The 24,199-nt window shown below is 41.6% G+C and carries 23 protein-coding genes and 1 tRNA gene; 9 read left to right on the top strand and 15 right to left on the bottom strand.

Annotation, left to right across the window (positions count from 1 at the left end):
- Positions 1 to 62: 62 nt before the first annotated feature.
- The 5 genes from MKS91_RS01225 to MKS91_RS05350 all read right to left on the bottom strand — a co-directional run bounded on the left by MKS91_RS01225 (position 63) and on the right by MKS91_RS05350 (position 6,728).
- Positions 63 to 608: a hypothetical protein gene (locus MKS91_RS01225; RefSeq protein WP_258569024.1), complete on the bottom strand. Its 546-nt coding sequence runs from the start codon at positions 606 to 608 to the stop codon at positions 63 to 65.
- Positions 590 to 1,324 (bottom strand): ubiquinone/menaquinone biosynthesis methyltransferase, encoded by a 735-nt coding sequence (locus tag MKS91_RS01220; RefSeq protein WP_258569023.1) that lies wholly within the window; start codon positions 1,322 to 1,324, stop codon positions 590 to 592. The genes MKS91_RS01225 and MKS91_RS01220 overlap by 19 nt, the downstream gene beginning before the upstream one ends.
- Before the next feature lie 3 nt (positions 1,325 to 1,327).
- Positions 1,328 to 3,067, bottom strand: a complete 1,740-nt coding sequence (locus MKS91_RS01215) for a hypothetical protein (RefSeq protein ID WP_258569022.1) — start codon at positions 3,065 to 3,067, stop codon at positions 1,328 to 1,330.
- 94 nt (positions 3,068 to 3,161) lie between these two features.
- The gene (gene ileS, locus MKS91_RS01210; RefSeq protein ID WP_258569021.1) at positions 3,162 to 6,266 is read right to left on the bottom strand and encodes an isoleucine--tRNA ligase; all 3,105 of its coding nucleotides are present in this window, start codon (positions 6,264 to 6,266) and stop codon (positions 3,162 to 3,164) included.
- Positions 6,267 to 6,302: 36 nt separating this feature from the next.
- Positions 6,303 to 6,728 (bottom strand): signal peptidase II, encoded by a 426-nt coding sequence (locus MKS91_RS05350; RefSeq protein ID WP_425248418.1) that lies wholly within the window; start codon positions 6,726 to 6,728, stop codon positions 6,303 to 6,305.
- Between the two features lie 99 nt (positions 6,729 to 6,827).
- On the opposite strand from MKS91_RS05350, the gene MKS91_RS05295 reads away from it, so the two are divergent.
- On the top strand, positions 6,828 to 7,781 hold the full coding sequence (locus tag MKS91_RS05295; protein ID WP_258569020.1) for a sodium:calcium antiporter: 954 nt from the start codon (positions 6,828 to 6,830) through the stop codon (positions 7,779 to 7,781).
- On the opposite strand, the gene MKS91_RS01200 is transcribed toward MKS91_RS05295, so the two are convergent.
- Both MKS91_RS01200 and MKS91_RS01195 read right to left on the bottom strand, forming a co-directional pair.
- Entirely contained in the window at positions 7,760 to 8,287 is a 528-nt protein-coding gene (locus MKS91_RS01200) for a CDP-alcohol phosphatidyltransferase family protein (protein ID WP_258569019.1), read from the bottom strand. The two genes, MKS91_RS05295 and MKS91_RS01200, sit on opposite strands and share 22 nt — an antisense overlap.
- Positions 8,277 to 8,942 carry an LOG family protein gene (locus MKS91_RS01195; RefSeq protein ID WP_258569018.1) on the bottom strand — a complete coding sequence of 222 codons (666 nt, stop codon included), beginning with the start codon at positions 8,940 to 8,942 and terminating at the stop codon, positions 8,277 to 8,279. The genes MKS91_RS01200 and MKS91_RS01195 overlap by 11 nt, the downstream gene beginning before the upstream one ends.
- A gap of 125 nt (positions 8,943 to 9,067) precedes the next feature.
- On the opposite strand from MKS91_RS01195, the gene pssA reads away from it, so the two are divergent.
- Together pssA and MKS91_RS01185 are read left to right on the top strand one after the other, a co-directional pair.
- A complete protein-coding gene (pssA, locus tag MKS91_RS01190) occupies positions 9,068 to 9,820 on the top strand; it encodes a CDP-diacylglycerol--serine O-phosphatidyltransferase (RefSeq protein ID WP_336604802.1) in 753 nt (250 codons plus the stop codon).
- Positions 9,810 to 11,033 (top strand): MFS transporter, encoded by a 1,224-nt coding sequence (locus tag MKS91_RS01185; RefSeq protein ID WP_258569016.1) that lies wholly within the window; start codon positions 9,810 to 9,812, stop codon positions 11,031 to 11,033. Before pssA ends, MKS91_RS01185 begins: the two co-directional genes overlap by 11 nt.
- Here the strand turns inward: MKS91_RS01185 and MKS91_RS01180 are convergent.
- The 3 genes from MKS91_RS01180 to MKS91_RS01170 form a co-directional block, all read right to left on the bottom strand.
- Positions 11,030 to 11,377 (bottom strand): thioredoxin domain-containing protein, encoded by a 348-nt coding sequence (locus tag MKS91_RS01180; RefSeq protein ID WP_258569015.1) that lies wholly within the window; start codon positions 11,375 to 11,377, stop codon positions 11,030 to 11,032. The genes MKS91_RS01185 and MKS91_RS01180 overlap by 4 nt on opposite strands.
- A 43-nt stretch (positions 11,378 to 11,420) precedes the next feature.
- The gene (locus tag MKS91_RS01175; RefSeq protein WP_258569014.1) at positions 11,421 to 13,601 is read right to left on the bottom strand and encodes a hypothetical protein; all 2,181 of its coding nucleotides are present in this window, start codon (positions 13,599 to 13,601) and stop codon (positions 11,421 to 11,423) included.
- A gap of 63 nt (positions 13,602 to 13,664) precedes the next feature.
- Positions 13,665 to 15,275 carry an acyl-CoA dehydrogenase family protein gene (locus MKS91_RS01170; RefSeq protein ID WP_258569013.1) on the bottom strand — a complete coding sequence of 537 codons (1,611 nt, stop codon included), beginning with the start codon at positions 15,273 to 15,275 and terminating at the stop codon, positions 13,665 to 13,667.
- Positions 15,276 to 15,375: 100 nt separating this feature from the next.
- On the opposite strand from MKS91_RS01170, the gene MKS91_RS01165 reads away from it, so the two are divergent.
- Positions 15,376 to 16,758, top strand: coding sequence for a class II fumarate hydratase (locus MKS91_RS01165; RefSeq protein ID WP_258569012.1), 1,383 nt, complete (start codon positions 15,376 to 15,378; stop codon positions 16,756 to 16,758).
- On the opposite strand, the gene MKS91_RS01160 is transcribed toward MKS91_RS01165, so the two are convergent.
- Positions 16,736 to 17,560: a DUF2797 domain-containing protein gene (locus tag MKS91_RS01160; RefSeq protein WP_258569011.1), complete on the bottom strand. Its 825-nt coding sequence runs from the start codon at positions 17,558 to 17,560 to the stop codon at positions 16,736 to 16,738. The genes MKS91_RS01165 and MKS91_RS01160 overlap by 23 nt on opposite strands.
- Positions 17,561 to 17,691: 131 nt before the next feature.
- On the opposite strand from MKS91_RS01160, the gene MKS91_RS01155 reads away from it, so the two are divergent.
- Positions 17,692 to 18,111, top strand: a complete 420-nt coding sequence (locus MKS91_RS01155; RefSeq protein ID WP_258569010.1) for a hypothetical protein — start codon at positions 17,692 to 17,694, stop codon at positions 18,109 to 18,111.
- Positions 18,112 to 18,162: 51 nt separating this feature from the next.
- Here the strand turns inward: MKS91_RS01155 and MKS91_RS01150 are convergent, their stop codons facing one another.
- Together MKS91_RS01150 and MKS91_RS01145 are read right to left on the bottom strand one after the other, a co-directional pair.
- Entirely contained in the window at positions 18,163 to 18,573 is a 411-nt protein-coding gene (locus tag MKS91_RS01150) for a hypothetical protein (RefSeq protein ID WP_258569009.1), read from the bottom strand.
- Between the two features lie 18 nt (positions 18,574 to 18,591).
- The gene (locus MKS91_RS01145; RefSeq protein WP_258569008.1) at positions 18,592 to 19,089 is read right to left on the bottom strand and encodes a hypothetical protein; all 498 of its coding nucleotides are present in this window, start codon (positions 19,087 to 19,089) and stop codon (positions 18,592 to 18,594) included.
- A 112-nt stretch (positions 19,090 to 19,201) separates the two neighbouring features.
- Between MKS91_RS01145 and MKS91_RS01140 the strand changes: the two genes are divergently transcribed.
- Together MKS91_RS01140 and MKS91_RS01135 are read left to right on the top strand one after the other, a co-directional pair.
- Complete coding sequence (locus MKS91_RS01140) at positions 19,202 to 19,606, top strand: hypothetical protein (RefSeq protein WP_258569007.1); 405 nt, start codon at positions 19,202 to 19,204, stop codon at positions 19,604 to 19,606.
- A 50-nt stretch (positions 19,607 to 19,656) separates the two neighbouring features.
- Positions 19,657 to 20,589, top strand: coding sequence for a hypothetical protein (locus tag MKS91_RS01135; protein WP_258569006.1), 933 nt, complete (start codon positions 19,657 to 19,659; stop codon positions 20,587 to 20,589).
- A 9-nt stretch (positions 20,590 to 20,598) separates the two neighbouring features.
- Here MKS91_RS01135 and MKS91_RS01130 read toward each other — a convergent pair.
- Positions 20,599 to 20,674: transfer RNA gene (locus MKS91_RS01130), tRNA-Asn, on the bottom strand.
- Between the two features lie 45 nt (positions 20,675 to 20,719).
- On the bottom strand, positions 20,720 to 21,916 hold the full coding sequence (locus MKS91_RS01125; RefSeq protein WP_258569005.1) for a pyridoxal phosphate-dependent aminotransferase: 1,197 nt from the start codon (positions 21,914 to 21,916) through the stop codon (positions 20,720 to 20,722).
- A gap of 79 nt (positions 21,917 to 21,995) precedes the next feature.
- Here MKS91_RS01125 and uvrB point away from each other — a divergent pair, with 79 nt between their 5' ends.
- Complete coding sequence (gene uvrB, locus MKS91_RS01120) at positions 21,996 to 23,981, top strand: excinuclease ABC subunit UvrB (protein ID WP_258569004.1); 1,986 nt, start codon at positions 21,996 to 21,998, stop codon at positions 23,979 to 23,981.
- Between the two features lie 58 nt (positions 23,982 to 24,039).
- Positions 24,040 to 24,171, top strand: coding sequence for a hypothetical protein (locus MKS91_RS01115; protein ID WP_258569003.1), 132 nt, complete (start codon positions 24,040 to 24,042; stop codon positions 24,169 to 24,171).
- The last annotated feature ends 28 nt before the right edge of the window (positions 24,172 to 24,199 follow it).

Here is a 24,199-nt window from a genome sequence, read left to right as displayed (position 1 = left end):
GTAACAACCGTTATAGGCACCACTCTACAGATAAGGTGCGTTTGATGCAAAGAAATAATGCGTTAGTATGATTTTAATTGTTCAACCATTGTCTTTAAATGAAAAATTTCTTCGTATTGTCGGTTGGCTTCCTGCTGAGTAACACACCAGCCTTTTTCATAGCAGATAAAATCAATAGTTTGGTTTTTAGCATGCCCCTTAAGACACTGTGTTGTTTTTTTAATAGCGTTAATGCTCTCAATGGCAAAGAGCGCACCAGGGCTTGGTAATATATCATCCAATAGACCAAAAAGGTTCATGGAGTCTTTGGTTAATAGTTGGCAAAAAATGATCCCCATTTTTTGATCCCCTTCAATTGAGAGGGTATAACGCTTTTTACCTTCAAGGTGAATGTGAATGTGGATCGTAGAAAGTGGGGATGTCTGACGCTCACATACATGTAGACCCGATTGGTGGATATATAGGTGTTTATGAAACGGCCCAAGCCTTATCGCAATAACGTCACCTAAGTATTGCTGTGCAAAGCGCTGAAAGCCTTCATGGTTTTGGCAGAGTAATGGAGACAGTTGGTTTAATAGGCTATCGAGAATCATTTGCAGCGGTAACATTCAAATAGGCCAATAACACCCATCGTTAGAGGGGTGTGTTTAATAAACTCGAATCCGACACTCTCGAGCGTTTTTATCCGTTGTTCTGGCGTTGGTTGCATGGCAATTGAGTCAGCAAGATACTGGTAGCTGCTTTTGCTTTGTCCTAGTAAGCTGCCTAAGCATGGAATAACATATTTTAAGTAAATGCTATATTGGGTTTCAAAAGCGCCAGACTCTGGCGGGTTAAACTCCATGATGACAATTTTTCCACCAGCCTTCATGGATTGGTATATTCTCTCAAGACCCTTAATTTCATCACTAAAGTTTCTGATTCCAAAACTAACAATTAATTTATCAAGTTTTTCAGGTAAGCTAAGTGCCTCTGCTGAGGATTGAACAAACTGAATGTTTGGGTTGGAGCGTTTTTCCAGTCTGGTTTTACACACTTCAAGCATTTTAGCATTGGGGTCAATGCAGTAAAGCTTTCCATAGGGAATTGATGGCAATATTAATTGACTGATATCACCTGTCCCACAAGAAAGGTCTGCAACAACATCACTTTCAGAGCAATCGAGTGATAAAACTGCTTGGCGTTTCCAGAGCCGGTGGATGCCCAACGACATGGCGTCATTCATTGAGTCATAGACATCTGATACTTGGTCAAAAACATGGTTTACACGCTCTTTTTTTTCATCTGTTGAGACGCTCTCATGACCAAAGTATGTGTCTGGCATTATTTAGACTCCTGGGATCATGTTGCGAATCATCTCACCAAACGATCGGCTTGAATCTTTTAAAGATGTGCTTTCAGGCAATAACTTCGGTGTCGCATTATTTAGGGTATGGCAGCCACTTTTAAATATCGGTAGTGACAGCTCAAGGTTTGCAACGCTGGTTGTGGCAGCTGCAAGATATCCCAAAGATTTTGGTAATACTTGAAAGTAGATGCTTGAGGGCAGCACATTGAGATAATATGATACAAATGTTGTTGAGATCATTGAGATGCTCACAATCATATTGGTCAAGAGGGTGTTTTCATCATCACTGCACCGTTGGTAACATCCTAGTATGCCCACAATGCTCAATGAGATGAGCATTAAAGGTGCAATGTGAGCTCTGAGAAATGGGCCGATACTGCGGCCAAGATACAATGCTGCACCTGAAGCCAATGAGAAGGCTGCGAGACAAATTGCTGCGCCACGCTCAAACAGACTTCTGACGGTAGAGGATTCTGATTCTTTAGTGTCACTGGGGTTTGGAAGATTGATGGTGAGTGTGCCAGCAATAAACATAATACTCATAAGAGCCCAGGTTGTGATGCCGCCAACCACACCAAGAATGATACTTGGGGTAGAGGCTGAAAAAGGTGCTGAAAAAACACTTGTCATTAACGTTGCATCAAATAAACTTTTTCCTGCAAATAGTACTTCGCCAAAAGCAATATTGGCCATGAAGTTACCAACAGCGATCCCTGCGCCCATAAAAATAGCCAAAGCTTTTTGAGCATATGAAGGAAGTGGGAAAAATCCACTGGACTTGCTGAGCTTTCTTAGGTCTGATAGGCTTTTTTGAGCTTGTGCGTTGTAGCCAAACAATGTGTCTATAGCTCCAAGAATGCTGGGGCCTGAAAAGCTCAATGCGCTGAGCGATCCCACCAGCCCAAAATAACCAACCGCGGTCCACATTAATATTGGATTGCTTAAGCCCATCACTTGAATGAATGACATGGCGCCAAACATGATGAAGCCAATATTATTGATCATGAAAGCATTGATTAACGTCATTGGGTACACAACACTTTTAATGGTATTGTGAAGCGCTCTTTCTGCCTTGAATTGCCATTGAGGACAGTCAAGTTCTATAGCCTGGTAGGCTAAGTTTACAATTTCCTTTAAATCCTCATTGACTGGGCTACTTGTCGAAATTGTCTCCCCAGGTTGTATTATCGCATTTAAGTAACTATTTCTAGTTATTAGCTGGCCCGTATTTGCCATACTATATAGATAATCTTTGTATAAGCCTCCAAGAGCCCACCACTGAGATACCCATGCTGAGTCTTTTGATATTTGCTCCTGCACAAGGTCTAGATTTTTCAGGCTAACCTTTTGTTCATCACGAATTCTTGCCTGTACCAGATGTTCAATAGTAGCCCAGTCAGCTTCATGTTGGGGATAGTAGCTTTTAATGGTATCCATTCTTTTGTCATATTTATCTTTAGGGGAGGCTTGTATGTATGAAAACAGGCCTTTCATGCCGGTAAATTGAATGCCTGTCCATAGCGCAATATTGGCACATAACACGATATTCAACAGTAGGTTGAACATTGGCTCCGGCAGGACGGTTAATATGGGTTTTAAATAGCTTGCGGTCAATGATATACCGCCTGTAAGGCCAAACCCAACAGTAATGGCTAGCGCTAATGCGAATGACGAAATATAAGGTGAGGATTGCTGAGATTTTTGATCTAAAGCTTGCATAATATCTCCATATATATATGACTTAAATCATTGTACGCTTAGCGGTATGTGAATGCAATACCGTGTTTGCGCTTTTAATCAGTTTTGTTTTTGCTTATTCTTCGTCATGTAAGACAATACTGAATGATCCCTCGATTTGATCAAATATATGATTTTGTTCAGCTTCATAGTGCTGCCAGTCCAGCGCCAATACTTCTTTCAGAATATAGTCCTCATGCGCTTTAAATAATGACGTTGTGGCGGTATTTCCAGAAACAACCAAACGAATCCTTTGGTCTACAGCGAGATCCAAAGATTTACGTGTTTTTTGAATTTGAGAAATGACTTCTCTTGCCAAACCTTCCTGAATTAGAGTCTCTGTAAGTGTGGTATCAAGAGATATGGTAATGTGGCAATTGGATACTGCCTTAACATTGGACTTTATCTCACGTAAGACTAAAAGATCGCCTGCTTCAAAATCGGTCTTATCAAGTGTCAGTGTGCCAGTGGCTTCATAGGTTCTCAGTTCTGAGTCTGCTAGGTTGGCAATGATGGCTTTAATTTCTGGTAGTTGTCTGCCGTATTTTTTGCCTAATATGGGTAAATTTGGTTTTGCATAGAGCGTGACATAGTGTGCTTCATCTTGGCTGAAATGAACCTCTTTGACATTGAGCTCGACTTTTAGCCGGTCACTTAATTGTGCAAGAGCTTCGATGATTGCTGGGTCTTTGTGAATGATGGTGATGCTTTGAAGTGGCGTTTTGGTTTTGATCTGTGCAGACACACGCTGGTTTCGCGCCATTGTGATAATCTCTTGCAGCATTTGAACCCCGGTCTCCAATTGTATATTTTGTCGAGTGACATCCACCGTTGGATAATCACAAAGATGCACAGATTGTTCGGTATCTTCTGAGCTAAAAGGTTTTAAGCTTAGGTGAATGTGTTCAGATAGATAAGGTGCAAATGGTGCCATCAGTTTAGACAGTGTGCTTAAAACCTGGAAGAGGGTTTGGTAGGCGGCATTCTTGTCATCGGATTGTCCATCTCCCCAGAATCGGCTACGGTTCATGCGGATATACGTATTGGTCAGTTCGTCGATGAATGACAGTAATGGCGGTACAACCAAATAGAGTTTGTACGCCTGCATGTTTTGATTAACACCTTCAATGAGGGTTTGAAGTCTTGAAACGATCCATTGATCCAATTTGGTGTAAGGCAGCGGGGTTGTGCAGCTTTGCCACTGATCAATTTCGGCATAAGTTTGAAAAAATTTAAAGGCATTATACCATGGTAATAATGTGGTTCTGGTGATGTCTTTAACACCATTGTTGGCGAAACGTTGCTCTTCTCCTTTGGTTAGATTAGAGGAGATGAGATATAAGCGCAGCGCATCGGCACCATATGTGGCCATGAGCTCATCAGGGGGAGTGTAGTTACGCAATCGTTTGGACATTTTTTTCCCATCTTCTGCAGCAACCAAGCCATTAACGATCACGTTTTTAAAGGCAGGTTGGTCGAATAAGATTGTCGATAGGATGTTTAAGGTATAAAACCAACCTCTTGTTTGGTCAAGGCCTTCGGCAATAAATTCTGCTGGGAAGGTTTGTTCAAAATCAGATTGATTTTTAAATGGGTAGTGTGCTTGCGCATAGGGCATAGAGCCTGATTCAAACCAGCAATCTAAGACTTCGGGCACGCGTCGATAGGTGCCTTCCTCTCCTGGTTTTTCGAAGGTTAACGGATCAACGTGTTCTCTATGGAGATCTGTTAGTGTTTTTCCAGTGAGTGAGGCCAATTCTTGGACTGAAGAAATACAAATAATTGTGCCAGTCACATCATTGCGCCATAGGGGGATAGGGGTGCCCCATACACGGTTACGAGAGATGGCCCAGTCTCTCGCATTGTCAATCCATTTGCCAAAACGGCCATCTTTGATATGCTCAGGAACCCAACGAATTTTTTGATTGTTTGCAGCCAGTTTGTCTTTGATTTTACTAACGGCAACAAACCATGAGGGAATGGCTTTGTAGATGAGGGGGGTATCAGATCTAGGACAAAATGGGTAACTGTGTTCAATGACATCTTGGTTGAACAATCGTTTCTCTGTTTTGAGTGTTTTTATAATGACTTTGTCAGCATCTTTGATGTAGAGGCCTGCAACAGCAGCAATCTCTTCGTTAAACCTGCCTTGGTCATTGATGGGGCAGAGCAATGTTAATATTCCGTGTGCTTGGCAAACATTGTAGTCATCTTCACCAAAAGAGGGGGCTAAGTGCACCAAGCCTGTTCCGGTATCTGTCTCAATAAAATCAGCAGGTAATATTTGGAAGCAGCTATCTTCCAGGTCATGGTTTAGCTCAGGGAACAAAGGCTGGTAGCGTTGTCCAACCAGTGAAGCACCAGAGGCTGTTTCAATCACAGTATAGGGTGTTTTTTTAATAATAGCATCAAGATTGGCTTCACAGAGCCAAACGGGTTTGTCATAGCCTTCGATTTCAACCAAAGCATAGGTTATCTCCGGAGATACCGCAATGGCTTGGTTGGCAGGTAATGTCCATGGTGTGGTTGTCCATATCGCCAGGTAAGCATCTTGGTTTACCAGTGACAGTAGAACGGTAATGGAAGGGTCCTGGACTGACTGGTAGTTTGAGCCCGCTTCAAAGTTTGACAGTGCGGTTTCTAAGCTGGTCGAGAAGGGCACAACCTTGACACCTTCATAAATCATGCCTTTGTCCCAGAGTTCATGGAACACCCACCATACTGATTCCATGAAGTCGCAATCCATCGTTTTGTAGTCGTTGTCAAATTCTACCCAGCGTCCTAAGCGTTCAATGGTGCTTTGCCACTGTTCGCTGTAGCGCATGACAATGTCTCTACAGGCCTGGTTGTAGCCCGCAACCCCAAGTTGTTCTACCGCTTCATGTGCCTGTAGTCCAAGTGATTGGTTAATTTCGTGCTCAATAGGAAGGCCATGGCAATCCCAGCCAAACCGTCTTTCAACATAGTAACCTTGTTGGGTAAAATAGCGGTGAACAACATCCTTGATGGTTGATGCAAGTAAGTGACCATGATGGGGTTTTCCCGTTGCAAACGGAGGGCCGTCATAGAATGTATAACGCGGTTTCGTTTCCGTTTTTTTAAGAGATTTTTTAAAAATATCTTCATCATGCCAAAACTGGCGGATGCGGGCTTCATTATCAACAAAGGAAAAAGACATCATTAATCATAGTTTAAACTCATCCGATTGTAGCCGGTTTTACACAATAATTCTAGTCTTCTCTATCGAATATTGCTTGTAAAACCAGTAGATCATGCCGACACATAAATAGATATCAGCCAAGTTGACTATTGCTGGCCAGTACCATCTGAATAGATGAAAGTGAAGATAATCAATGACGGCACCATGTATGATTCTATCGAACAGATTGCTTAAGCCGCCAGCAATGCATAAGTGATAGGATAATTTTGGCATATTGAAATAATATAAAGAAACCAATACAGCCAGTTGTATGCAGGCCAATAATGGGTAAGGAGCAAGGCTAAAAATACTTAATGACATTCCCTTATTCAGATGGAGCGTCCAAGTAACAATCCCCCAGTCTATGTGGCCTATATAATTGTTTATGGAAGACCATTTGAACAATTGATCGATGAGCGTTAGGAGAAAAACAAGAATTATCATGAATTCATATTAGCAAGATATGGCAGCATGTCAATTCAATTCTCTTGTCATTAGTGGCCGATTCAATGTATGGTATAGTCAGCTTAATGGGGGCAATTTGTGGATCTTATTTCAGTCAGTGCGGGGTATTTAGTCATCGTCTTTTTTTTGGGGCTGGTATATCTCTGTTTGGGAGCATATTGGTTTATCGAGGCTGCGATATCGATATCGCTACGCTTTGAGGTTCCAAAGTTATTGGTTGGATCAATTATTATGAGCCTTGCAACAACATCACCAGAGTTAATGGTTTCAGTGATCTCTGTTTTAAAAGGTCAGGTCGGTTTGGCTCTTGGAAATGTTTTTGGATCATTTGTCGCTAATATTGGTTTGGTTCTAGGGGTTGCTGGATTGATCCGGCCCATCAAAGTTTCGTATATTATTATACACCGGCAAATTCCCTTTATGATTGCTGCACTTATGGTTTTGGTGATCAGTTCTTTAGGCCCATATATAGAGATGTGGGAAGTCGTTGCAATGCTAGCAGGTCTGGTTGGCTGGTTGATCTGGCTGGTGTGTAATGTCCAGGGAGATGAGGGGATTCCAGATATGTCATTGGATTGTGCTTGGTGGGTAACGGTTGTGTGGTTTGTTATGGGCGTTGCCAGTATGCAATGGGGCTCAGGTTTGATTATTGCTTCAGCAGAATCGCTGGCTTTGGTGTTTGGCGTCAAGCCTTATGTTGTAGGGTTGACTGTTGTAGCAGTGGGTACCAGTTTGCCAGAGTTGGCAAGTGGTGTTTATGGTGCAATTCGGGGAGAATCATCACTGGTTCTGGGGAATGTATTGGGTGCAAATGTTCTATTATTGCTACTGGTTCTACCTGTTATATTTTTAACCAGTTCCACTCATGTTGTGTTATCTGATAAGTTATTTGATTATTTGTTTATGGGGTTGACCTCAGTATTTCTTTGGTTGTTCTCTATGGGGTTTGATCAAGAGTGGGAAATAAACCGCTATGAAGCAGTGATCATGCTCAGTGTTTTTGGTGTCTATCAATTCCTTTTGCTCAGATAAGTAATGAGATAATCAATGAGGCTAATGATCAGTATGGCCGTGCTCATGATGATGCATGGTGTGAGCAGGCTAGGAATTATGTCGTGGACAATAGCAACAAATATTGTTAATGCAATTGAGCACATGCCAATTTTGCCAGACATAATAGATTGAGGGGTTCTTTTATGTCGAAACTGATAAACAGATAGCAATACAAACAAAATACTGTAGCGCACGATAATGGTACCAATATACCAGACAGGAATCAATTGGCGCTGAGATAATGCAACCATGATAGAAAACACCAATATACCATCGACTATGGGGTCAATGATTTTGCCAGCGTTGCTAGATTGGTTGAGCTTTCTAGATAAGTAGCCATCTAAAAAATCCGTTATGATGGCAATGGATCCCAAAATGATTGCAGTCACAATGGATTCATTATAGACAGCTAGAGCCAAGGGCCATGCAAGAACCAGTCGTGAAAGGCTGATTATGTTGGGTATGGTTAAAATATTATGAGTCATTGGCTAATTCTTTCAAAATGATTTCTAGGGCTTCATTGATATCATCAGTAATAATGAGCTGAGACAAATCTTCCGGTGAAATAGTACCATGATCGAGTGGAACATTTTGGAGATAGTCAATGAGTCCTGACCAATAGTCTATGCCTATTAAGATGGTCGGGATTTTTTTTGCACATTTGGTTCGAATCAATGTTAAGCTTTCAAACAGTTCATCCATTGTTCCAAATCCTCCGGGGAATGCAATAAGCGCTTTTGAGGAATGGCGTAGAAGGAACTTTCTTACAAAGAAAAACTGAGTTTGGTAAGCGCAGGAGATGAAAGGGTTCTGTTTCTGCTCATAGGGTAGGATGATATTGCAGCCATGTGACTTTTTGTTGATATTGTATGCGCCTTTGTTGACTGCTTCCATAATGCCAGGGCCTGCACCAGTCATGACATTGATTTGATTCTGTGCCAATAGTTTTCCAAACGCCTCTGCTTTTTGGTAATATGGGTTGTCGGGCTTAAAGCGTGCAGAACCGTAGATCGTGACGACTTTGTCATCCAATTGCCGAAAAGCATAGAGCCCTGAGACCATTTCATAGGTGAGCTTGCTGATGAATTTGAACATAGGCGCTACGCCACGTATTCTAGATAATGATTCGTAAGTGCTCATGATAGATTTGTGTGTTTGCTTGTGCCATGGTATCCTGTTTCGCTATCTTGAATCAAGTTTTTGATTGGTCTTTATCGTTATTGGGGTGGGTGTTGTGTTAAATCGCTCAAACAACCCCAGAATGTTTGCATTTTTTCGACCATTTTAGTATATTTGTAACATATCATAACGATGGGTTAACATTGAGATTTAATTTTTATTGGCTTCCTAATGCTTTGACTTCTTTAACATTGGTCTGTGGTTTTTACTCTATCACCTTGGCTTTAGAAGGGGTTTTGGTCAAAGCCATTCACGCAATTATGCTGGCTATGGTCTTTGATTTTCTAGATGGTTGGGTTGCCAGAAAAACCAATACGGTGACCAATTTTGGGAAAGAGTATGACAGTTTGTGCGATATGGTTGCATTTGGGTTAGCGCCAGCAATGATTGTGAATAATTTGCTGACATGGGACTCTGCGCTTTCATGGATTATTCCAGCCATTTATAGTTGTGCTGTTGCGATGCGTTTGGCGCACTTTAATGCCAACGATAGTGCCTCTGAGAATTTCCAAGGGCTGCCATGTACTGCAGGTGGGCCATTTATTGTTCTTATGTGCTATTTTCTAAGTGATACCGTATTGTTTGGTCAGTTATTAGCGAGTATTACCTTGGCTGTGGCGTTTTTAATGAATTCAAACATCAATTATCGCTCGCTGAAAAAGCGGTTAATGACACTGGGTTTGTTTTACGTTGTTAGTATTTTGTTGGTCGGTCTATATTTATGGCCGTTGCATACACTGGCTGCGGTATTGTTCTTATATATTGTTTCACCGATACTGTTTGTAAAAAGTTATCTTGCTAAGCGTAAGGTGCAGCTAGCGGAGCAAAATGCAGGATGAGATTAAACAGCCGTTAATTTGGGTATCCATCCTCGCGTTTTGCTCAGGGTTTGTGTTACTGATTCCGTCTCAAATTCTGATCACGTGGTTGTTAGACACAGGGTGTTCTATCGAACATGTGGGTCGGGTGAGCTTGCTATTAATTCCCAGTATGTTTAGTTTTTTGTGGGCTCCTTGGGTTGATTACATTGCGCAAAAGCAAAAAAACCATCGGCGTTATTTTTTGTCGGTAAACTTTATCTGTCTGGCCGTAGGTATTTGGGGGTTATCCATTTCTGATCCAAAAACGTCGTATACCATGGTGTTGTTATGTGCGCTGGGTATTGTATTTGTTTCAGCAACCCAGGACCATTTGATTGAAGCGTATCGGCTTTTTGTGTTACCCAAAGATCATTATGCAACGGGTGTGAGTGTGTCTTTATTGGCCTTTCGAGTTGGGGTGATGCTATCAGGAGGGGTTGGACTGATTTTTGCAGCAAATTATGGTTGGTCAACAGCTTTTCGTTTATCATCCATTATGATGATCGGCATGGCCATGTTGATGCTTATGGCGCCCAATGGCAGGGTAGAGCCGGTAGCTTTTTCGTTAAGAGAACATATTCGTTTGTCAAAAAAATACTTTTTACAAACGATACAAGACTATCGGTTTATCGCGGTTCTTTTAACCCATCGTCTTAGTATTTTTTGGATTGAAGCCATGTTACCAGCCTTTCTCATGCGGCATTTAGGGATGGGGGTAGAAGATGTTGGCGTATTATATAAAGTATTTGGCGTGGTTGGATTACTGATTGGTGGAGGGGTATTGGCCCGCCTTGTGAAACAATGTTCTTTGGTGGTGTTGATTCAATGGCTATTGTTCTTTCAAGTGCTTATTTGTGGTGGGTTTTATTGTTTGACTGTCAACACCCTTAATGCTTTCTCTGCTGTGGCGATATTGGTACTGGCAGAGTGTATGCTACAAGGTGGCATTGGTGCCGTTAGCGGGGTATGGCTAATGATGCGTGCTGATAAAAGCATTCCAGCCTTTTGTTTCTCTTTATGGTATGGGCTTGCTGCATTTGGTCGCGTGATTGTAGGCCCTGTTGCCGCGTGGGTCATTGATGGCTACGGATGGGATGGCTTTATGGTGGCGGGGGTAGTGATGAGTATATTATCTTGGCGCATTTGCGTGTATCAGTTTGCAGCGACATATTCTGTACAAGAAGCTACTTAGTATTGCTTTTTAAGGGCATCATCCAGTACTTGGAAAAAGTCTTGAGCATTCAGATAGCCATGAAACCTGGTGATCACTTGATCATCCTCCATCAAAGCAAAAGTCGGTAATGATGTGAGGGGTCCCACATGTTCTCTCACCCAATGCCTATTTTCAATTTTACTCACATCATAACGTTTTAATTCAGGGTAATCCTGTTTCTTCACATAAAGATGGTAGAATGGTTCAACTTCTTTGTGCCACTTGAGGCAAACTGGGCATGCATGGTGGGTAATGGCCACTAACGACAGCGTACTCGCGTAGGCTGGAATGGCTATGACTAGTGCTAATAGATACTTTAACATAAGAATATTGTATATGAAGTTGCGCTGATGGTCAAGACCGTTACTATCTTCCTAATCCACGATCAGGACGCTCAGCCTTATGCAGTTCATCTAAAGTAATATCTTTATTGCCACTATTAACTTGTAGACTTATTTCTAAGGATGGGCTAAAAAAATGTATGCTCGCATTTTCAGGAGCATCAGTAATAACAGAGCGCATAAAACTATTGGCATCGGCCTTAGTTGTATGGTGTAATTCTACGGTTAATCTTAGGTCAGGAGAGGCTAAGGCTTTGATCAATTGACTTGTCTCCTCAGTATTTTGGCAGGTTTTTGATATCTGTTGATTTTCTGAATTATACTGGATTGCTTGAATCTTTTCAGTATCTTCTTGAGTAGCCTCTGTCCCCCCTACAATTCCTTGAATGAATTGAGTCAATAGGTGATCGGGGGAGTTGGTCATGAATCTATTCAAGTCAGCTATAGTTTGAGGCGTATCAGAATCTGAGCTAAATGCGCCCTTAACCCATTTAAGTATTTCTGAAGTATTTTGCAAGGGGGGCTGGAATACACCAGCTGATGCTGTTGGGACAGGCTCTGCCATTGAAGTGACAGCAACAGTGGCTTCTGGAAGTTGGTAAAGCTCAGAAGTACGTGTTTGTTGCGCTGCTGCTGGTGTTGCTCGTAATGTTTTTGCTGGTACAGCTACAACGGTAATACTTTCTGCAGCAGTTTCGTGGTGACCAAGGTGGTTCATTTGTTTTATAATGGCTGCTAATTTTGCAGTGCTAACTTTAAGAGGCATTTCTTTCATAATGTACAGCATGCGGAGATTGAGTATCTCATGGTAGTGGTCATTGATGATTTTTAAATTCTGTGTGCTCACACCAGTCTTTGGATGGTCGATAATAGCCAGGATGTTAGGTGTTAGTCCCACCATGTCGGCTTGAATTTGTGCTTTTAAGGCTTCTTGGGGTTGGGATTGTAGTGCATTTAGGTTGTTGATTAATCGCATTAGATGTTGTGCAGAACCATAGTCAACCACGCATCCTTTGGGTCTTTTTTCCTTCTCAAACATTGCTGAAAATACATTTAAATCCCTGGCATTGTGCGGCAAAACTGGAATACCTGATAATACATAGGCGCTTTTTGATGAAGCTTGGTTTAAGAGAGCAAAAGCTTTCTTGGTCTGATCAAAGCCGCCAGCATCCATCCTTAAATTAAAGGCTTTCATGATAGCGCTTAGGCGGTCATCAGCTTTGGGGCTTATCAGTGCTTCTGATAACGCTCGGGCATTCCGAAGGTGGGGCAGTAGGTGTTTGTCTTCTTCAGAGGCCGTATCTTCTTGAAAAAACTCTAATGGTGATGGGTGGCCTATCAAGCGTGCATAGGGTTTTAATGCTTCTTCTGCATAGTGATGGTAGGCAATACGCAGGGCTTGTGATGCGTCGGTATCTGAATCTGCAAAAAGCCTGGAGTGCAGTGCATTTTCGATGGTTTGGTTGGCCTCATCTGTGGTGATGTCTATCGTTTTAAAATCCAGTTTAGTGTATATGTCATTGAGTTTCTCCGCAAGTATCTCTGGAGTTAAGGCTGTCGGGCTTGTTTCTAGACTGTTGACAAACTCTTGAAGAGCAGATTTTCTAGTGACTAGATCTTGATATTGTTCTAAAGGCGGGTTGTTTTCTGAAATTTTATCGAACAAGTCCATTGCTCTTTCTGCATTATCTCGGCTTTTAATACTGAAGGGATAGCGCTCAAAACCTCTTCTAGGCACACCAGCAATGCATGAGGCCTTTTCCTCAAGGCCTTGATATCGCACTTCTTCCCTAAGGCCAATCTCTTCTGTGCTCTCACTTAAGAATGACTTATTGCGCTTTTTGCTCAAAAAATACTCTATCTCCGAATCAAAGGTTCCGGATGCCATAATTAAAAAGGAGGTAAGCCCTATAATAAAAAGAATATTTGCGGGGGTAGTAACCACTAGCGTAGTCAACGCAGTAACTAGGCTGACTAAGAATACGCTAATAAAACCTTTAATGACGGCTTTGAGAAATGCTTTTAATTTTGGTGAAATACCAATCATGGGCATGCGTTCATCAAGCTTGTCGATGATATATTCGGCAAATTGGTTGATCAGTCCGCCTACTTTTTTTCCTGTGCTATCAGATAGCGTGGGTGCTGACGTTTTGGTTACAGCGGAATTAAATTTTTCAGCATCAAATTCCGGTCTTAAGTTTTGCATAACACAGGTTCCTAAATATTATGGTAGTGTTATAGCCGGTATTTTTGAGTTGACAGACTTATCTTATAAATATTTCTGATGATCCAATAAGCTGCTAGATCCTTTTTGAATCTGATCTAAGTAAAGCTTTGTTTCTGGTAGGATATAGTCTGTATAAAAGGTTTTTAAAGAATCTGCGGCATGATTGTCTTGGGTGATCAGGCAATACTGGATAGAAATTGCCAAAAGCTTCAAGTAAGAAGGCGCTATGGCAGCAATGATTGAAGGGTTTTGGGTGTTTTGTAATAAGGTTGTGTTGGCTTGATTAATCAGTGCCTCAATATCTTTTGGTGGTTTGAGGTGTTTCAGAAGGCGCATTAAGGATTTCCCTTGGTCCTTGGCTATTTTTCTACCAATGAGATCCAGTGCTTGAATACCATTGGTGCCTTCATATATCATCGTAATGCGCCCGTCACGGTATAATTGTTCACAAAGTCCATCCTGTACATAACCCATCCCCCCCATTAATTGCATGGCTAAAGAGACATTATCAAGACTTTGTTCTGTCACGTAGCTTTTAATGATCGGGGTCAGTAAATCAACGATATCTAGGTTATTTTGATCTTGGTGGTAGCCACAGTATGCAATTAAGTGGCGCATGGCATAATTGGTTGATTCAATAATTAAAAGCATTCTTTTGATATCTGGGTGAACCAGGATGATATCGGCAGTATGCCCCTGGTCTTGTTGTTTTGGGTCTAATGAACGTGACTGACGGCGTTGTGAGGCAAAATCAAAGGCCAATTGATATGCCGCTTCAGATACGGCCAATCCTTGTACGCCAACACCAATCCGAGCTGGGTTCATCATTTCAAACATGCATTTCATGCCATGGCGTTCTTCGCCAACAAGCCAACCTTGTGCTTTGTCCAAGTTTAATACAGCAGTAGGGGATGCATGTTGACCCATTTTATGTTCCACGCCACCACAAAATACCAGGTTACGATTGCCATCAGGTAAGTATTTTGGAACAAGAAAAAGGCTAATACCTTTGGTTGCATCTGGGGCATTGGGTGTTTTTGCCAATACAAGGTGAACGATATTGTCGCTAAGGTCATGTTCCCCAAATGTAATCCAAATCTTTTGTCCTGTGATGAGATAGTGATCATCTTTGGGTTCTGCTAATGTTTTAATGAGCCCAAGATCAGTACCACATTGTGGTTCAGTTAGGCACATAGAGCCTGAGAATTTTCCTGAAACCATTGGTTCAATATATTGCTCTTTGAGAGAATCACTGGCATTGGCAATGAGGGTTGTGACTGCGCCGTTGGTGAGCATTGGGCAGGTACTGAGTGATAGATTACCCGAGGCTAACATTTCAGAGATGATATGGTGTAGGACCCATGGACCGCCGCCACCACCATACTTGGGGTCTAATGCGGTTGAGGTATAGCCATTGTCACAGATGATTTTATAGCACTCATGAAAATCTTTAGGTACAGAAACTGAATGCTCCGAAGGGTTATAAATAATGCCTTCTTGGTCGCCAATCTTATTGGTAGGCCATAAACGCTCTTGGCTAAATTTGCCAACAGCTTGTAAAAATTGTTGCATTGTGGCCAAGTCATACTCTTTGTGGTCACCGGCATATTGTGTTAGCAGGTTTTGGTAATCTGCTAATGGTGGTTTATACATTCTTTGTCCTCCTTCATGTTAGAATTATAGCACACTTGCAGAACTTGTCTGGAAAGATTAGTATAATGTCAGTTTTATGAGAGATTTAAAGGAATTTACGATGACAGAATATCGCACTGAAAAAGACAGTATAGGCAGTATCAAGGTCTTAAAAGAGGCTTATTGGGGGGCTCAAACGCAACGTTCTATAGAGAATTTTGCGATAGGTCAAGAGTTGATGCCGCTTGAACTGATTTATGGTTATGCGCATTTTAAACAAGCTTGTGCTATTGCAAATCAAGCATGCAATGTGATTTCAGAGGCGCAGTATGAGGCTATCGAATCAGCATGCCAAGCGATTATGAAATCAGAGTTAGATGATCAATTTCCTTTAAGTGTTTGGCAAACGGGTAGTGGGACACAAAGCAATATGAATGTGAATGAAGTCATTGCACATTTTGCGAATAAAACTCTAGATCTTGCCAATGATGATAAGAAGGCATTGCATCCGAATGATCATATTAATGCGCAGCAGTCCTCTAATGATAGCTTTCCTTGTGCCATGCACATTGCGTTATGTAAAGTTTTGGTGATGGATTTATTGCCAACCTTGGTGTCTTTTAAAGGCGCTATTGAGCAAAAGATGGAAGATTTTGATGGTGTTGTGAGGGTGGGGCGTACCCATCTGCAAGATGCTGTTCCAATTACTTTTACCCAATCATTTTCAGCTTACCATACTTTTGTAGTAGAGGCGATTGATCAGATTCATGATACATTAAGTTTGTTGTACCAATTGCCAGTGGGTGCTACTGCTGTAGGGACTGGGATCAATGTACAAGAAGGGTTTGTGGATGCGGTTCTTGATAACTTGGTGGATCAGTTAAATATCCCATTTACCAAAGCCTCTAATAATTTTTCAGAATTAAGTGCCCATAATGCCATCAGCCGCCTCAGTGCCCAATTGGCAGTCTTGGCTTCAAATCTTGAAAAAATGGCCAATGACATTCGTTGGCTGGGTTCAGGCCCACGTTGTGGTTTGGGTGAGTTATCGTTACCCGCCAATGAGCCAGGGTCATCCATTATGCCGGGTAAGGTGAATCCTACTCAATGTGAAGCGATGTCAATGGTGTGCTTGCAGGTAATGGCAAATAATCATTTAATTCTCAATGCCAATAGTCGGGGGCATTTTGAGCTGAATACGTATAAGCCGCTTATTATTCATAATATCTTGCAGTCATGTCAGTTGGTTAATGACGCGTGTATTAGCTTTAAAGACAATCTACTGGTTGGGTTAACTATAAATGAAGAAAAGGTCAAAGACACCTTGTCAGAGTCACTGATGTTGATCACAGCATTAAAACCAGTGATTGGTTATGAAGCCTGTGCTAAGATAGCCCATCATGCTCATGAGAACCAGTTAACGTTAAAAGCTTCTGCGATGTCGCTGGGGCTGGTTTCAGAAGCGGACTATGACCAGCATGTTAATCCGGACGAGATGGTGTGATGGCAAGCATTACTTTGTAAGAGGTGTGTTTGCGAATATTGAAGACGCCGGTATCAAATAGTAGATATTGGCCTTTGATTCCAAGTAAATAGCCCTGGACAATGTTTTGTTTATCCAAACTTAGTGCTTTGATTGGACCATCATAGTCGATAGGGAAGTTAAATTGTTGCACGTTTATATCAAGGATCTTAACATCATCTTTCAGGGGTTGAGAAAAACTGCCTTGAGAGATTTTCTCTTGTGCTTCGGCAGCAGCTGAAGCCAAGTCAATTGACATATCGACGCCTTCTAGCATTTTTCGCCATTGTGTTTTGTCTTTGTACCATTGCCTTAGGTAGTCTTCAATTAAGCCAGCATGATACCTCGAGGAAACTTCGCAAATGGCAACAGCAGCTGTTGCACCTTGATCAATCCAACGTGTTGGGATTTGAGAGGGTTTTGTCAAACCCACTTTTAATTGAGAGGTCCAAGAAAGGTACACGATATGTTTTTGCATGCAATGTGCAATTCCCCAATCTGGTTCACGGCAGGTACCTTGGGCGAAGTGGCACAGTTCTGGACTCATGACACAGCGATCATTTCTTGCAAGTTTTTTAAAGCACGAATAACAAAAACCTTGGTTAAAGCTTTTGGAAGTGGACTTATGGCATGCCTGGCATTGTATATGATTTAAATATTTGATGGTAATGAATTGCCCCAGTGCCTGAGAAAGCGACAGTGTTTTCTGGTTGAGTAACAGACTGTATTCAACTTCGGCACCTTGAGTGCCAGACATCTTTTGTAGATAGCCTGTAGTACTCATAACTGTCTCCCATAAATAGAACTACTGTACTAAATTGTAGTGCTATATTTCAAGTTCAAGCGGCTGAGAATCGATTGACTTCATTTTAGGCATTCTTTATGATAAATGTAATCAGTCACACAGGAGGAGTTATGTTTCATAGAACAGCGTTGTTGATGTCCGTGGTGGTGTCTTATTCTGTGCAAATGTATGAGAAGCCAGATGCAAAAACAGCTGTGATTGGTGATGTTGATGCTGAGCATGCATATATTATAGAGACTCAAGACTGGGTTAAAATAACCGATGTTGAAACCAAGGCAACAGGCTGGGCTAGATTATCAGAGCTCAAACCTGCGCTGTCTCAAAATAGCCAATGGTCTTATCAGTGGAGTAGTGGTAAATCAGGTAGTAAGCAACGAATGCATTATAAACCATTTAGCGCTGATGATATTTCAAAGCATGTTAAGATGGCGCACAAAGAGCATCGTCGCATTATGTCTCAGTTTGAATCATTTTGGGATATGGTTGACCAAGAGGTTGATCATGTTTCAGAGGTTAAGTCCTCAGAATAACAAAGACCGCCAAAGCGGTCTTTAATTATTCACAGGATGTTGTCAAGTGATTTAAATGTCTAGACCTTCACTTCTAAGCTCATTTTCGAGCGCTTCAGATTGTAAATCAGTCAACTGCTGGCTCTCATCAGGGTTTTCTTCTAATTGAGCTAATAACTCCTCTAAAGTCAAAGATGAAGTCATAGATGTTGACATAGGCTGGTCGGCAAGTTGTGCGCTTAACTGATTGTGCTGGAGTACTAGAGCCAAGGCCTCAGCGTTTACATTTGCTAATCTTTCAGCGGTTCTTGCTGCTTCTGCTAGTGCAGCGCGTAGCTCTTCTTCTTGTGCAGCGCGTAGCTCTTCTTCTTGTTCAGCCTGGACCTCTTCATTGCTAATGAGTACATATGGTTCGTCTATCGGTGTGTCAGCTTCTGGGAAAAAGATGTTGCGAATTGAATCGATGATTGTATATATGTTCATTGTTATTTCCTCGTGGTTTTATTTAGGTTTAGAACAATTTTTTAAAAAGGCTGTTGCATCAGGGAGCATCTTCTTAATGTTGTCGTGGTCGCTAGGATAAGCCTCTTTGACACCAGGAAGAGACTTACGCAACTTTATTAATGATATTATGAGCATATTTCTAGAAACTGTATTAATTGTGACATCCGTCTTATGCAACATAGCAAGCGTACGAACGAATGCCACTTTAAGCATCAATTTTTCACACTCTGCCCCTTTGCTATAGTTTTTGATTAAATTATCGATGATTGTGCATGGCATGATTAACATCTTTTGAGCGGGTTTTTTATTGACTTTTGCCCATAGTTCGTGGATCTTTTGATCACGACGAGCTTGTGCGCGCAGAAGTTCTACGGCGTCTTTAAAGGCTTCGTCAAATGAGACGCTGACAGGTGCTTCAGTTGCAGGTGACTGCGTGTACTGTTTGTAAGCGAAGTAAGCAGCAGTTGCAGTAATAGCTATTGTTGTTAAAAACATAATATTCTCTTTTTGATTTTTGCATAGTGTAGTGTGTTTTTAGCAGTGTGTCAACATTATGTTGATTTTGTTAATTATTTAGGGTATATTTCAAGGAAAAATAAGTACTAATATGAGAACAATCCCTGAAAATAATCATTCTAAGCATCCAAGTGATGAGGGTGAAGTCACATTTGGCTGTGTCGATGTGATGTTGTTTAAAAACACTAAAGCGGCCATAAGAGCAAGAAAGTCTGTCATAACGCGAAAAAAAGTAAAGGCTAACCGAGTAGCAAGACACAAAGATAAGGCTAAAGAGACGAAACAAAGTCTTTCTGTGTATAGCGTCAATAGGTTAAAAGTTCGGCGGATGAATCGGCAAGAGCGGCTAATGAAGATCCAACAGAGCAACCTATTATTGACAATGATGCCATATGTAGAGCCTATGACTCAGACAGTAATATTGCCTATAGAGTCGCCCTCGGATCCTACCATTGCTAACCCATGGGATTATTTTCATGGACACCTTGCGCTATAAATAAATCGTGCATATAATGCAATACTCTCAAATTAGTATAAAGGTTACATATGCCCATCGATAATAAAAAAGAATTAACCATATTACAAACAGCAATCAAGGCGATGGAAATTTTTGAGCCACATAGAGATGAAAAGTATATAGAGATAGGGGAGGCTCAGAGTGCTGAAGAGGCTATGATCGCTTTAATACCTGATTCGTTATTGAAGAAAAGACCCATTATTAAGTTTGTTGATGAATGTCAAAAAGTGATGGCATTGGCTCAGAGTAAGTTTTGTGCATTATCATTATCAACGGATTTCTCACCTGACGGTATCGCATTATCTCAGGTGGTTAGCATGTTTAATGCCAAGATTCAACATGCTTACTTGGAGCATTATAAAGCCTTAGGAATACTTTGGGGGGCACTGATACCTGCGATTGCATTAATAAGAGATCGTGTGGCCCTTGCTAAAAGTCTGGGTTGTGTCGATGGCTTATCGCTAATGGTTTGCGGTGTCACCGATATTATGGCAGAAAAGCGCATTACAGCCATTCCTTTCATGTCTGTTGATGATTCTTATCAGCCATTATCTGGTGTTTGTTCGTTCCCAAGAACGGATAATTTGCTTACCTTCCAGATTATTCCAGAGGTTGTTACATTTGTAACATTTTATTGGGGTAAAGTGATGAAGGGGGAACGGTCTGCTATTTTCATGACATGTGAGGCTGAGAAACCATGGTCTGGGCACATTCCAAAGATTGGACATCCCCTTGGTGTTTCAACCATGAGTTTGGCTTGTGAGCAGTTAAAAATGACTTTTGTACGGACGCTAACAGCAGGTGCTTCAGGTGAGGTTGTGGCAAAAATAGCCGTATATGGCGCCATGCCACTACAAGTTTTGGATTCTAGGCCACTGTGTGATGCTATTGTAAATAAAAAACTTGGTACTGGAGATGTTGACCAGTTAATAGCTTTGGGCTTAGATGTTGCATACAAGTAGATAAGAAGTTGGCTCCCCGGGACGGACTCGAACCGCCGACCAAGTGATTAACAGTCACCTGCTCTACCAACTGAGCTACCGAGGATCGTTCGAAATATTACCCCCTTTTTAACTTGAGGTCAAGAGGGTTTTAATCATCTAAGGGCGTTAATTGACTTTGAATCCGAGAAATGGCTTGTTGGATCTTCTCTTCAGAGGAGACAAAGCTGATACGTAAATGATTCGTCATGCCAAAGACACTACCAGGAATCACAGAAACCCCGGTTTTTTCAAGCAGGTAATCGACCAGTTCAATATCATTTTTAAGGCCTAATTTTTGGATGATTCCTGAGACTTCTGGGAATAAATAGTAGGTACCATCTGCAGGATGGACTTTGCAGCCTTCCAAGCTATTCAGGAAGTTATATAGGAGGTTATGTCGGGTTAAAAATGTTTGAGTCATTTGTTCAATAGAACGTTGGTTACCATCTAAAGCTTCCAGGGCAGCATGTTGAGCAATACTGCAGGTGCCTGATGTGGACTGAGATTGAATATTCTTCATCTGCTTAATGATTTCATTCGGGCCTGCGGCATAACCAATCCGCCATCCTGTCATGGCATATGCTTTTGAAACACCATTGATAATAATGGTACGATCCTGAAGCTTTGGCGCGATGTTAAGGATGTTTTGAACCGGCTCATTGGACCAAAGGATGTGTTCGTAGATTTCATCTGATATCACAACAATATCAGGGTGTTTCTTGATAATATTTGCAATTTTTCTTAGTTCTTGCGGCGTATAGTGGACACCAGAAGGGTTGTTGGGGGTATTTAAAATAATCACCCGAGTTCTTTCGGTGATGGCATCTGCTAAATGGTCAGGGTTGATTTTAAAACCATGATCAATAGAAGAGGGGATCACAATCGGGGTGGCGCCCGTATAATGTACATTATCCATATACGAGGTCCAATACGGTGCGAACATGATCACTTCATCACCAGGCTCAGCCAGGCACATCAGTGCATTGTGAATACACTGTTTTGCCCCAGTGGATACAATGATCTCATAAGGGTTATACTCTAAATCATTCTCTTGTAGTAGCTTGTGTGCAATGGCTTGTTTTAAAGCTGGAATACCATCGACAGGGGTGTATTTGGTTTTTCCATCATGAATGGCATCAATAGCAGCTGCTTTGATATGTAGTGGTGTATCAATATCATCGGTTTCTCCAATACCCATGGCAATGATGTCATGACCTGCTTCTCGCATACGTGAAATTTTGCTAGATATTTCAAACATGGCAGACGGCTTAAGTCTTTGGGATCGTTTGCTAAGTTTAAATGACATATATGCCTCCTGGGTCATTGATACTAGATATCATAACGATCTTATGTCATCATGAATGGTATTTATTATGTATATTACTATGAGCACTAAGTCAAATCATTTTAAACTAAATTCTGGATTTTCTCCCCAAGGAGATCAGCCTAAAGCTATTGAAAAACTTGTAAAAGGTTTAAATAACCATCAGAAACAAACGATCCTTGGGGTTACGGGTTCTGGTAAAACATTTACCATGGCAAATATTATCTCAGAGTCCAGTCGCCCAGCCATCATTTTGGCACCGAATAAAACCCTAGCAGCACAGTTATTTGGTGAAATGAAAGCCTTTTTCCCCAATAACCATGTGGCATATTTTGTGTCTTATTATGACTATTATCAGCCAGAAGCTTATGTTCCCGGGACAGATACCTTTATTGAGAAAGATGCCGCAATCAATGAACAGGTTGAGCAAATGCGACTTGCAGCGACCAAGTCTATTTTACAACATGATGATACCATTATTGTCGCCAGTGTGTCTGCAATATATGGGCTGGGTGATCCCACATCATACCAAGAAATGTCACTGTCATTGGTTGTTGGTGAAACTTTAGGCCAACGTGATATCATTCATGCCTTGACCACGATGCAGTACCGTCGGCACCATTTGTCTTTTGAGCGGGGATTATTCCGGGTCAGAGGCGATGTGATTGACATATTCCCAGCTGAATCAGAAGAGTTGGCCATTCGTTGCACCTTGTTTGATGATGAGATTGAGTCGATCGCACTGTTTGATCCACTCACAGGTGCAGTGATGGAGAATAAAAAAGAGGTGGTGATTTATCCAAGGACGCACTATGTTAGCCCAAAAGACCGGATTCCAAAGGTGGTCTCAGAGATTAAAACGGATCTTGAGAAGCGTTTGATTGAGTTTAAAGCTGCAGGTAAATTATTAGAAGCACAACGTCTTGAGCAGCGCACCTTACATGATATCGAGATGATGGAACAGATTGGTTATTGCCAAGGTGTGGAGAATTACTCGCGGTATTTATCGGGCCGACCTACGGGGCATCCACCACCAACACTGATGGACTATCTTCCTTCAAATGTATTGGTGATCATTGATGAGTCTCATGTCACAGTGCCTCAAATTGGTGGGATGTATCATGGTGACCGATCACGTAAGAGTAACTTGGTAGAGTATGGATTTCGTTTGCCATCAGCTATGGATAACCGTCCACTGAGGTTTGAGGAATTTGATGCAATGGATTTTCAAACCATTTATGTATCAGCAACACCAGGCCCTTATGAAAAAGAGCACGCATCCCAAACCGTAGAAATGCTGGTCCGTCCAACCGGTTTGCTGGATCCCCATATCACCGTAAAACCCGCTGTGGGCCAGGTTGATTCATTATTAGGAGAAGCTAAAAAAGCCATCGCTAAAGGGGAGCGGGTGTTGGTGACAACACTCACTAAGAAGATGTCTGAAGATCTAGCGGGTTATTTAGATGAGCAAGGGTTGAGGGTCAAGTATCTACACTCATCGATTGAAACGGTTGAGCGTATTGAAATATTGAAAGGACTCAGGCGTGGAGACTTTGATATTCTGGTAGGTATTAATTTATTACGAGAAGGTCTTGATCTTCCAGAAGTGGCATTGGTGGCGATACTGGACGCCGATAAAGAAGGCTTTCTGCGTTCAACATCGTCATTAATCCAAACCATTGGTCGTGCAGCAAGGAATGTGAATGGTCGGGTTATTATGTATGCTGATAAAGAGACCAAGTCCATGAAAATAGCCATGGATGAAACCAACCGTCGTCGTGAGATTCAGCAGGCCTATAATGAAGAACATGGTATTACGCCAGAGTCCATTCGCAAAGAGGTTGGAGACATTTTATCCAATGATGTTAAAGATGCCCAAGATGATCATGCCCATGATGATTTACACGGTTTGTCAGATGATACAATCAAAACGATGATCCAGAAGCTTGAAAAAGATATGTCTAAAGCAGTCGATGCCCTAGATTTTGAAACAGCTGCGGAATGTCGAGATGAACTCAAGCGCTTAAAGCGAGTTTTGTTTCAGTAAGTTGCAAGATGATTGTGTCTTGGTTATAATATGAATTATTAAATAAAGGATCATAATTATGCACACGATTGTTAATAATAACACAAAAAGTAGGGTGTTCTTAGAAGTCAAGAAAAGCCGAACCCAGTTGGAGGCTGTAGCTGCACTGTTGTTTGTCACGGGGGCGTTAGTTTTCTTGCATTGTTGTTAACGAGTCCAGTTCTTTTGCAATACCCAAT

The sequence above is a fragment of the Candidatus Synchoanobacter obligatus genome, from assembly GCF_024259865.1.
Classification (GTDB): domain Bacteria; phylum Pseudomonadota; class Gammaproteobacteria; order Comchoanobacterales; family Comchoanobacteraceae; genus Synchoanobacter; species Synchoanobacter obligatus.
This window is presented reverse-complemented; position numbering and strand designations above follow the sequence as displayed.